The sequence below is a fragment of the Thermococcus prieurii genome (assembly GCF_054657655.1).
The window spans coordinates 243,176-253,940 of sequence record NZ_BAAHYH010000001.1 but is presented as its reverse complement, the minus strand read 5'-3'; the positions used below and the strand labels follow the sequence as shown (position 1 = coordinate 253,940).

11 protein-coding genes are annotated in these 10,765 nt (G+C 55.1%); 6 read left to right on the top strand and 5 right to left on the bottom strand.

The features are described from left to right. The first annotated feature begins 78 nt into the window (after positions 1–78). Positions 79–240 carry a hypothetical protein gene (locus ACYQ04_RS01510; protein ID WP_460126956.1) on the top strand — a complete coding sequence of 54 codons (162 nt, stop codon included), beginning with the start codon at positions 79–81 and terminating at the stop codon, positions 238–240. Between the two features lie 415 nt (positions 241–655). Here the strand turns inward: ACYQ04_RS01510 and ACYQ04_RS01505 are convergent, their stop codons facing one another. Then, positions 656–1,126 (bottom strand): protein-tyrosine phosphatase family protein, encoded by a 471-nt coding sequence (locus tag ACYQ04_RS01505; protein WP_460126955.1) that lies wholly within the window; start codon positions 1,124–1,126, stop codon positions 656–658. A gap of 161 nt (positions 1,127–1,287) precedes the next feature. On the opposite strand from ACYQ04_RS01505, the gene ACYQ04_RS01500 reads away from it, so the two are divergent. Both ACYQ04_RS01500 and ACYQ04_RS01495 read left to right on the top strand, forming a co-directional pair. Then, entirely contained in the window at positions 1,288–2,661 is a 1,374-nt protein-coding gene (locus ACYQ04_RS01500; RefSeq protein ID WP_460126954.1) for a DUF2202 domain-containing protein, read from the top strand. A gap of 324 nt (positions 2,662–2,985) precedes the next feature. Next, positions 2,986–4,194 carry an ammonium transporter gene (locus ACYQ04_RS01495; protein WP_460127254.1) on the top strand — a complete coding sequence of 403 codons (1,209 nt, stop codon included), beginning with the start codon at positions 2,986–2,988 and terminating at the stop codon, positions 4,192–4,194. Positions 4,195–4,218: 24 nt separating this feature from the next. Here ACYQ04_RS01495 and ACYQ04_RS01490 read toward each other — a convergent pair whose 3' ends face one another. From ACYQ04_RS01490 to ACYQ04_RS01475, 4 genes are read right to left on the bottom strand one after another with little or no spacing between them, the layout of a single operon-like run. Continuing rightward, positions 4,219–4,887 carry a carbon-nitrogen hydrolase family protein gene (locus tag ACYQ04_RS01490; RefSeq protein ID WP_460126953.1) on the bottom strand — a complete coding sequence of 223 codons (669 nt, stop codon included), beginning with the start codon at positions 4,885–4,887 and terminating at the stop codon, positions 4,219–4,221. Beyond that, positions 4,856–5,170: a hypothetical protein gene (locus ACYQ04_RS01485; RefSeq protein WP_460126952.1), complete on the bottom strand. Its 315-nt coding sequence runs from the start codon at positions 5,168–5,170 to the stop codon at positions 4,856–4,858. Before ACYQ04_RS01485 ends, ACYQ04_RS01490 begins: the two co-directional genes overlap by 32 nt. Next, positions 5,167–6,372 carry a TldD/PmbA family protein gene (locus ACYQ04_RS01480; protein ID WP_460126951.1) on the bottom strand — a complete coding sequence of 402 codons (1,206 nt, stop codon included), beginning with the start codon at positions 6,370–6,372 and terminating at the stop codon, positions 5,167–5,169. The genes ACYQ04_RS01485 and ACYQ04_RS01480 overlap by 4 nt, the downstream gene beginning before the upstream one ends. Then, positions 6,373–7,701: a metallopeptidase TldD-related protein gene (locus ACYQ04_RS01475; protein WP_460126950.1), complete on the bottom strand. Its 1,329-nt coding sequence runs from the start codon at positions 7,699–7,701 to the stop codon at positions 6,373–6,375. It lies immediately after the preceding gene. 70 nt (positions 7,702–7,771) lie between these two features. On the opposite strand from ACYQ04_RS01475, the gene ACYQ04_RS01470 reads away from it, so the two are divergent. From ACYQ04_RS01470 to ACYQ04_RS01460, 3 genes are all read left to right on the top strand, one after another. Beyond that, a complete protein-coding gene (locus tag ACYQ04_RS01470) occupies positions 7,772–8,395 on the top strand; it encodes a class I SAM-dependent methyltransferase (RefSeq protein ID WP_460126949.1) in 624 nt (207 codons plus the stop codon). 224 nt (positions 8,396–8,619) lie between these two features. Beyond that, entirely contained in the window at positions 8,620–9,543 is a 924-nt protein-coding gene (locus ACYQ04_RS01465; protein WP_460126948.1) for a hypothetical protein, read from the top strand. Positions 9,544–9,654: 111 nt separating this feature from the next. Then, a complete protein-coding gene (locus tag ACYQ04_RS01460; protein ID WP_460126947.1) occupies positions 9,655–10,188 on the top strand; it encodes a GNAT family N-acetyltransferase in 534 nt (177 codons plus the stop codon). The last annotated feature ends 577 nt before the right edge of the window (positions 10,189–10,765 follow it).

Genomic DNA, 10,765 nt, shown 5'->3' with positions numbered 1-10,765 from the left:
ATATTTAACAGTTTGGACAGGTGTGTCCATCCAGCGGCCGAAAAGTTTATCACCCATGGTGACATACGAGGTTGCGGTGTGAAGATGGAGGAGGGAAAGCCGAGCATCGCAAAACTTGTCAAGGAACTCGTAGAGACAAAGCCGGCAGTTAAGGAGTGCATGAGCCTGGGGATAGTCAACTACAGCGCCCTGGCCCGGCTCTTCACCGACGAGCTTGAGAGGAGGGACATAGAGCAGTAATCTCACCTCAATCAAATCTCACGACCATAACCGCAGAGAAGGGCACCGTCCCGGCCCAACCTCAAAGAGCCCTCCAAGAAGATGGAGAGAGTGCGTTTTCCAGCTTACACAGGACGTTGAGACGTTCGTGATAACAGTCTCCAGCGAGGACAAGGGCGCTCCCTTGAAGCTACTAGGAGGGCGTCCTCAAGGTCATTGAGGTACCACAATAGTTCTGGTAAACCCGAGAGCATCTTGGAGAAGCCGGGCATCATAGCATTCATAACCTCGGTTTTGGCATCCAACGGCATCAACACAACGTCAACATAACGCACAGGTTATCTATTACCACCGGGACACCATTCTCGTCCTCAACGCGAACTTGGCCTCGAGCTCTCAAAGGTCCTGCTGTGGAAGGTCGATAAGGCCTTCGGGGTCAGGGACTTTCGGAGTACTGGAGTCGGGCCAACAAAACCCGTTCGAGCTCCCTAAGAACCTCAAGCTGCTCCCCGGTCTCAACCGCGCACGGTCTGAGCCTCCTGACCTCGGAGAGGGCCTCACCGAGGGTCAAACGCCGGGAGTACATCAGCCACGCCACCGCAACCGTCCCGCTCCGCCCGCATCCACCAAGGCAGTGGACGAGGACTTTCTTCTCCTCTCCAACCTTGGCTTCAATCCAGCGGAGGATTTCAAGGAGTTGACTCAAAGGAGGAGCGCTGAAATCCGGGATTGGGCTGTGGAAGACCTTAACTTCCCGTCTTTTCCACTCATCGAGCGAATACGGGAGCTCGAAGTCCTCAACGAGGACCACCACCGCGTCGAAGGTTTCGGCAACTTCGTCCAGCTCTTTCATAGGTATCCGCGAGAAGGCGACGTTCTCATCGATGAAAACCGCGGGGAGATACATGCTCTCACCGCTGAAAACTATACGGGAGAGTAGATAAACTTTTGGAAAACCGTTAAAAATTCGAACGTCGAAGTATTACGGGTGGAATCGAGAAACCAAAAGGTTTTTAAATAGAGAGACATATGTAATAATAAAGTTGCATATGGAGAGGTGAAAGAACCATGAGGAGATTCTTTGGTGTTCTGCTGGTTGGCATACTGCTCCTCAGCGTCCTGGGAGCGGGCTGCATAAGCACAGGGACAACCACTGGAACCAAAACAAGCGGCGGAGGGGCTGGAAAGGGAAGCGCCGACCAGTTGCCCAACGCCGTCAACGAGAACGGCAACGTAAACACGGGGGATTTGAAATCGTACATTGACTCGGTGCCAGCAGGTACCTTAACCCCGGAGGAGAAGGACGGCCTGCTTTACATGGTTGAAGAAGAAAAGCTCGCCCACGACGTTTACACAAAGCTCTACGAGAAGTGGGGGCTTACGATATTCAAAAACATCGCCGAGAGCGAGAGCACACACGTGAACGCGGTTAGGTTGCTCCTTGAGAAGTACAACCTGACGGACCCAACCCAGAACGAGGGAGTCGGGGAGTTTCATAACGAGGAGCTTCAGAAGCTCTACAACCAGCTCATCGAGATGGGAATGAAAAGCGAGGTCGATGCACTTAAGGTCGGCGCACTGATAGAGGAGACCGACATCAAGGACCTCCAGGAGAGGATTGACCAGACGAACAAGGTTGATATCATAGCGGTCTATGAGAACCTCATGAAGGGAAGCAGAAACCACCTCAGGGCCTTCGTCGGCCAGCTCGAAAAGATGGGCGTCGAGTACACGCCGCAGGTTCTCAGCAAAGAAGAGTTCTACGCTATATTGAACGGCGAAACCGAGACTGGGCCAGCGAAGGTCCAGGCACCCTCGAGTGATACGCTACCAAACGTCACCGACGAGAACGGGGCGGTCAACACCGAAGAACTCCAGAACTACGTTGACTCGGTACCGGCCGGCCAGTTGAGTCCGGAGGAAAAAGAGGGCTTGCTCTACATGGTAGAAGAGGAAAAGCTGGCACACGACGTTTACATTAAACTCTACGAGAAGTGGGGTCTTAAGATATTCAACAACATAGCCCAGAGTGAGAGCACACACGTGAATGCCGTTCGCTCGCTCCTTGAGAAGTACAACATAACCGACCCAACTGCCAACGAGCCCGTTGGAGTGTTCACCAATCCCGACCTACAGGCGCTTTATGACCAGCTGATTGAGATGGGTAGCAAGAGCGAGGTTGATGCACTCATGGTTGGAGCCCTGATAGAGGAAACAGACATCATCGACCTCCAGGAGAGGATTGACCAGACGAACAAGGTTGATATCATAGCGGTCTATGAGAACCTCATGAAGGGAAGCAGAAACCACCTCCGTTCGTTCGTCAAGACTCTCTCCAGTTATGGGGTGACCTACGAGCCCCAGCTCCTTAGCAAGGCCGAGTACGAGGAGATAATAGGCTCGGAGATGGAGACGGGGCAGGGAAAGGGCAAAGGGCACTGACGCAGTTCAGGTCCATGAGTCGTCCAAAAGATTTTTCATAACTTTTTGAATATTTTTCGACAAAACTTTTCTATTATGCAATATCAAATTGTTAGATTATTCCCCCCAGAAACGCCGTTAAAAGGCCCTAATGACATGACATCTCGTCAAAAAAATATATGAAAGATTAGTCTAAAGTTATTCAAAGATAACAAAGGACAACAATATAACACAAAATAACAAAATAGGCTTTGATATAGACAGATGAACCAAAAGTAGTATAACACACAGTTACGAACATTTTTCGAAGGTTCCGCTGGAACAAATCGCACGGTGGTGGCAAAGATGTTCAGTCCAGGTAGCGACGGTTTTATGCTGATAGCGGCGGCGCTGGTGTTTATAATGACCCCCGGTTTGGCTTTGTTCTACGGGGGTATGGTCAACAAGAAGAACGCGGTAACGATGATGATGCAGAACTTCTTCTCGGCCGGGTGGACGACTGTACTCTGGGTTCTCTTCGGTTTCAGCCTCGCCTTTGGACCTGACGTCAAAGGTGTAATCGGAAACGCCCACTACTTCTTCCTGAACAACATAACCCCGAGCACCCTCTACCCGGGGAACCATGTAATCAGCATGTACACCTTCATGGTCTATCAGCTCATGTTCGCCATAATCACCCCGGTTCTCATGACTGGAGCCTTCGCCGACAGAATGCGCTTCAAGGCCTTCATCGTCTTCATGACCCTCTGGCTGTTCCTCGTGTACTTCCCCTTCGCCCACTGGCTCTGGGGCGGTGGCTTCCTGCAGAAGTGGGGCGTTGAGGACTTCGCCGGTGGAATAGTCGTCCACACGAGCGCCGGTTTCGGTGCCCTTGCCGTGATAGCTTACCTTGGCGCGAGAAAGCACGTAAAGGAAGGAAACCACAGCCTCCCGCTGATACTCATCGGAACCGCCCTGCTCTGGTTCGGCTGGTTCGGCTTCAACGCTGGCTCTGCTTTGAGGGTCAACGTCGACACCAACGTTGCCTTCGTCAACACGATGGAAGCGGCCGCCTTCGCCGCGGTTACGTGGATGTTCCTCGACTACTGGAGAACCGGAAAGTGGAGTGCCCTCGGCTTCATGACGGGCTCGATAGCGGGCCTGGCGACAGTTACCCCCACAGCGGGATTCATAAGCCCGCAGGCCGCGATGATTGTCGGCGTCCTCTCGGCCATAATCTGTCACCTGGCGGTTGACTTCAAGAACAAGAGGGGCTGGGACGACGCCCTCGACGTCTGGGGCGTTCACGGCATCGGAGGTTTCTCCGGAATAATCCTCCTCGGAATCTTCGGAAGCTCGGCGATACTCGGAAGCAACGGTTTACTCCATGGGGACGCCACTTTCTTCTTCAAGCAGGTGGCGGCTGCGGTCTTCTGCGCCATCTACGCCTTCGTGGTGACCTACATCCTGATATGGATAACCGACAAGATAACCCCCGTCCGCGTTCCCGAGGAGGCCGAGAAGACCGGTCTCGACGCCTACGAGTGGGCCGAGGCCACCTACGTGGACGCCTGACCCCTCTTTCTGTTCTTTTCACTTTTATCGGAGGTCGTAGAGGAGCATCTCTTCCCGCCGGGAAGAGGCCAGGAGCTCACCGTTCTTATCGAAGACCCACGCGCCTCCGGGAGGATAGCTGTTGACGATGAAGGCCCTAATGCCGAGCAACTTCACCCGCTCCGCCATCGCCTTAACATCTTCATCGTTAAGCTCCCCATAGTCCGGCGAGTACTCCATCGGCACGAACAGGTAGTCCGGCCCCTTCCGCCTAACCCACTTCGCTATCCTCCTGTTGTAGAGGTCGCCGCAGATGATTACCGCCACCTTCCCGAACTCAGTTCTGGCGGTTCTGACGGTGTTTCCGGTGCAGAACTTCATCGGCTCCTGGAACTTCCTGTGCCTGAGGAGAACCTCGCCGTTGCGCCCGATGAGGAGGGCGGAGTTGTAGATGCAGTTCTTGTATGGCTCAAGGAGGCCGAAGACGACGTAAACTCCGGCCTCCCGTGCGAGCGCGCTAACTCTCTCGACTATCTCACCGTAAAGTTCCGCCCCGCTGAAGTCCCACTCCTCAAAGCCGGTCAGGCAGTACTCGGGGAAGACGAGGAAGTCCGGCCCGTGTTTCAGCGCCTCTCGAAAGCGTTTCTCGAACTCCCTCCAGTTGGCCTCGAAGTTTCCAGCTTCAACGCGCATCGGGATTAGCGCTACCCTCATTTCTCAGCCTCCGGATTGCCGAAATCAAAACAAGGACAGCAAAGATTCCGAACAGGCGCACGTCCCAGCGCCCGAGTTTTTCCATAATGAGATGGGCGAAGACTAGGGCAAACACGACCGAAACGGCCTCCTCAAGCCAGGTCCGCCCGATGCGCTCGGCGAGGTACACTGCAACAAAGTATAGGGCGAGGAATGCGAAATAGACGGGACCGAGTAGCACAGCGGGCAGGAAAGAAAGGGCTATGAGGAAGAGAACCGCGAGGACCGTCAAGGCGTCCCTCATAGCATCACCTCGGTTCTAAGGAACGGGAGCGAGAGAGAAAGTCCCTCCTCGAGCCATACTCTCGTTAGCTCCCTCCCAATGCCCGTTGCATTCTTGAGGAGTCCCCAGACGTTTCCCCTGAGCTCGAAGCTCGAGAAGCCCCTAACTTCACCCCGCTCAATGAGGAGGGCCGGCGTTACGACGACCGAGAAATCACCGGTGGTTGGGTCAAGGGCGTTCGCTCCCCTGATGCCGAGGGCAATAAAGCCCTTATCAATTTCCGAAATAAGCCCTTCCGGCGTCCTGTTCCCCGGTACAAGGGTTAAGTTATGCGAACCGGCGATGATTTTCTCCTCAATTCTTATCCCGTTCCCGGTGCTCTCCCTACCGGCCTTCCATGCGCTGTGGCTGTCCCAGAGCAGACCTTTGGCGATTCCGTCCTCAATCAGAACGTTCTTCCCTGCTCTAACCCCCTCGTCGTCCGCCTTCACGTAGCGGAGGGAATTTTCATCGAGGGGGTCGTCGAGAATCGTGACGAGTGATGAAGCTAAGGTTTCCCCTTCTTTTGCCTCCATTCCCGGCGATTTGAGAGCAGTGCTCCCGCGGAACTTCCAGAGGACGGGAACGAGGAGAATGCTGTAAAGAGGCGTCGGGGCGAATATTGTCTCAACGTTTCCCTTTGGAGGATTGGCCTCGCCGAGCCCCTCTATGAGCCAGAGGTAAGGGTTTATGAACCCGCTGAGCTCAACCCTTGAAGCCGAGCCCGCGGAGAGGGAGAATGAAAGCTCGCCCCCGATTTCGAACTCGGCCTTCATGAGGGAGTAAGAACCTTCAACGTCCGCCCCCGCGGTGCTCTCGACCGAGAAGCGCCTCGTTATAAGCTCAACCGTCCCGGAGAGCGAGAACCCCCGCTTTTCCAGTTCACCGACCAGCGCGGAGAGCTCGCCGGCGAGGTCTTCAACTTCCACCTCAAACGTCCGATCCCAGCGGGCCCTGCAACCGGTCGGGAGGTGGTAGTCCTCCTCCTTTGAAAAGCGGAGCGTCTCGCGGGCGAGCCTCAAAGCTCCTTCCTCGTCTTTACCTTCGGCGAGTGCTGAACTCATCCTCCCGTTCTCGATGAGCCTCGCCGCTGTGAACTCCCTAACGCGGGCGAAGGGCTTTATGCTCCCCTCGAAGGAAACGCCGGTCCGCTCCTCCCTCAGGCGGTAAACCTCGCGCTCCATTCACACCACCCGGATTCCCTTCTCGAAGAGGACGTGAGGCCCTCCCATGCTCACCCTCACCACCTGCCCCTTTCCACAGTAGGAGTTCTCAAAGTCGAGTTCCCTCCCGAGCCCCCTGATTCCGGGGAGCGCGTCGAGGGCTTTACCGCTCGCCGTCGCGCCGAAGATTGGCTCGGCAATCTCGCCGTCCCTGATGACGTAGCCCTCCATGACTCCAACTGTAAATGAAGAATCGAGTCCAGTCTGCCCCGGGCCGGCGCTCACGAGGTAGTAGCCGAGCTTGGTTTCCTCGAGCAGCTCCTCAAACGCCCAGTCGTCAGGCTCGAAGTAGGTGTTCCTCATCCTCACCATCGGCCCGAAGGCGTAGCTCTCGGCCCTCGCGTGCCCGTTGGGCTCAACGCCGAGCCCAAAGGCCCGCTCCCTGTCCACAAGGGGCTCGTTGAAAACCCCATCCTTCAGGATTTCGACCTTTCTAACGGGAACGCCCTCGTCGTCGTAGAGGTCGTTTCCGTGGCCATCTGGAACGTTCCCGTCGCTCAGGCCCACGAACTCCGGCGCGATTCTCTCGCCGAGCTTATCAGCTAAAGGCGTGTTCGGCAGCTCGTCAGCCTCTGCGAGGTGTCCCAAAGCCTCGTGGGCAATCATCCCCGCGAAGCGCGGCGAGAGGAGGACCGGAACGTCTTTCAGTTTGGGCCGTTTCCCGTGGAGGAAGCAGTTCATCTGACCGCGGATTTCGCCGAGGATTTTCTCCGTCATGCCCTCAACGGCTTCGAAGCCCCTCTCGATTGAGCCGGTCAAGCTGAAGAGCTCTGCACTTCGTCCATTTGAGGAGGCCGTTAAATAGGTTATGAAGGAGATTCCCGCCAGTTCCCACTCGATTTCAGTTCCCTCGCTCGTGATGAGCCTTTTAACACCCGAGAAGTCCGAGTATTTGACGACCTTCCTCGACGCCTCTGGAAGCCCGTTGAGGAGCCCCCGGACAACCTCAACCTTTTCCTCGAGCGGCACTTCCGGGGGCTTAACCTTCATCCTGCTTTTCACCCTGTCTCTAACTGGTTTTATCTCGGCGAGCCTCACGTTGCTTTTCCCGACCCGTGCGAGCTTTATCGCCCGTTTAACGGCCCACTCAAGGTCCTCCTGAGAGTTCACAGAAACGAAGCCCCAAGAGCCGTTCGCAAGGACCCTAACGCCGAAGCCTCCAATGGAGCGGGTGGAGACGGTCACCTCCTCTGAACCTGTGACTCCGGTCCTGAGGAGCCGTTCCTCCCTCACCTCGGCGTACTCCGCGCCGAGGGACAGCGCGAGCTCAACTGCTCTTTCAACGTCCACCTCCAACACCTGAATTCCAAATCAATGGTAACCCTTAAAAACAATTCGGGGTTGTAAACACGGTGGTGGCATGTTCCGGAACCTCGGGGTAACCTTCGAGCCGACCTACGAGGAGAAACCCTGGCTCTACGACCCGCGGGGCGAAACCGGACGGAAGAGGCTCGAACGGATGAGGGAACTCCTCAGGGACGTTCTTCCCCGACTTAGCGGAAAGGCCCTCGACGTAGGGTGCGGCATGGGGGTTTCAACCTTCGCCCTCGAGGAGCTGGGCTTTGGGGTTGTGGGAATAGACACGCAGGAAGAGCTCGTAAAGAAAGCCAAAGAAATCACCCGGGAGCTCGGGCATAAAGCCGAGTTCAAGGTAATGGACGCTAAGAACCTTGATTTTCCGGATGAGAGCTTTGACCTCGTTGCCTTCCTCGGCAATCCCCTGCCGCATATGAGCATCTACGACTTTGACTCGGCCGTTTGGGAGGCCTTCTGCGTCCTGAAGCCTGGCGGCACCTTGGTCGTCGAGTACGCCGACTGGGTCAGGCTGCTCCACGAGAACTACCGCGAGGTGCTGGTGGAAGAGCCCTTCACCTCGTTCCACGTTCGTCTCGACACGCTCACCGGGACCGCGGAGAGACTCTTTGTGAACTTTGAGAAGGCTACTTCTTCAAGGTTAAAATCAACGTCTGGGCCCCGTGGATAGTCGAGTTCGTCCTAAAGAAGGCTGGTTTCGACGTGAGAACCCACTACAGAAGTATTTTCAGCGTTGTGACCGTCGGGAGAAAACCGGAGTAACGTTTAAACACCATTAAAAGTAAAGTTGGGCTCGGGGGTGAACCATGTTCGGGGTCGGAATCCGTTTAAGCCCAGAACGCTGGCCCTGAGCTCTTTGCAATCCCCGTAGAGTCACACGGAGGCTGAGAGGTTATGAGAACTTACTCCTTCGGCACCGAGACCGTCCCCACGGCCTTAGCCGGCGACCTGCTCGTTGGAATCGTCCACGACGGGAGGAACTACAGGATAATGCTCGCAAGGCTCGATGGGGAAGAGATAGTTGAAACGCGCTTTTTAGCCGGAAAAAACGACTGGGAAGGACATAGCGGAGCTAAGCTCGACGACGGCTACCTCATCGGCGGGTCCGTCGAGGGAACCGCAACGCCCTATGGCGGCGAGGGCTGGAAGGCATACCTCGCGAGACTTGATGGGAACTTAAACGTTCTCTGGGAGCTGAAGCTCGACGTTAGAAGCAACGGGGCGGTTCACTCAATCCTGCCCGCGGGGGATGGAATCATCATAGCGGACGAAACAGGGAGGCCGGGAAACAGGGGCTTCTTCATTGGCAAGGTCTCCCCGGAAGGCGAGCTCCTCTGGCTGAAGGATTTTGGAAGCTGGGACGACGTCCTCTTCACGGCCCTTCTCCCATCGGGAAATGGTCTAAAGCTCATCGGGAGCGTCAAAGATGGACGCTGGGAGGTCAGAGCCTTTGACTTCGATGAAAACGGCGAGCTCCGCGGAGAGAAAGCCCTTGTGGAGGGGATAGCGCTGACGGCCTGCCTCTGGAACGGAGAGCTCGTCCTGGCCGGCTACCGCGGGGAGAACTTCTGGCTCAGGATTGGTGAACGAGATGTTGAGCTCGGCGAGGGAAGCGCGACCTCGCTTCTGCCCCTCAAAAATAAGCTCCTCGTTGGCGGCGAGCTCGAAGGGAACGCAGTCGTCGTTGAAATCGCCGGCAGAAAGGAGCCAAAGGTTCGGGAGCTCTGGGAGAACGGCTGGGTCGAGGTTTTGGGGGAGGGGATTGCAGCGGGCGTGACGAAAGATTGGAGGATGGTCATCGCCCGCTTCTCCTCCTAATGGCCCTTATTCCAGCATAGACAAAGCCAAAGTGAAGACCGAGAGCGGGTTCACAAGTATCACTGAAACCAACGTCATGGAAAACGCTTAAAACTCTTTCGCGTTGTAAAGATGGGTGTTCCCATGCGGCCGGTAATCCTCAGGGGAGAGAAAGTCTCGCTAGGAATACTGCTCAAGGAAGACCTTAAGAAAAGCTGGGAGTGGTACAACGAGAGAAGCACGGTCAGGAACTTCTTTAACTCGGCTTACTTCACGCTCCCGGAGGAAGAGGAGGAATTCTATGAAGAGCTGAGGAAGAACAAAGAAAAAGCACCTACCTTTGCCGTCCTCAAAAAAGATGGAACCCTCATAGGCATCGCGGGCTTCAACTGGGTCAACTGGAGCGCGAGATGGGGCGAGCTGTTCTACTACCTCGCACCGGAGGAGAGGGGAAAGGGCTACGGAACGGAAGTCGTGAGGCTCCTCTGCGAATACGCCTTCAGGCACCTAAACCTGCGCAAGGTCTGGGCGAAGGTTCACAGCGACAACATTCCTTCAATCCGCGTTCTCGAGAAGAACGGCTTCTCATTGAGCGGACGGTTCCGGGAGCACGTCTGGAGCGACGGGAGGTACTTAGACGAGCTGATTTACGAGAAGTTCCTCTAGCTCGTGAAGGGACTGCAGGCATTGGGATTACCGTTTGAAAAGAGACGGAAACCGAGGAGTTAAATGCTCGACAAGCTCATCCACCACGTCCTCGGGCAGATCCTCATCCTTGAGGATTAAACCCTCCGAGGGTGATGAGGATGAAAGAGAACATCCGAAAACTCTTCCTCTTTGCTCTTGGGTGGTCCCTTTTCATTAACTTGGGATTGAGCCTATAACTGGAACAGCCATCAAGGTAACTATCGGTTCATAGTTTCGAAACAGATGATATTTACCTCGTCGAGGATTTCTCAACCTTCCCACTAGTTCGAAGCCGTTCTTCTCAAGAACCCTAATGCCCTAACTACGAGTTACACGTTGATATCTCCATTAACCATTTTTAACCAAAGGTTGCAATATTATAGTTAGCGAAAATTTTAAAACCCATGTTGGTAAATAATTACACGAAAACTGCTTGGGAGGTGATCCCAAAATGGAGTATATACAACCCAAACTTATGGAAGTAGAGTTGGAGGATATACTGGCTTGTGCCTGCCAGTGTGGACTTCTTGTGGGTGGTGGAGGTGGAAAAGTTACT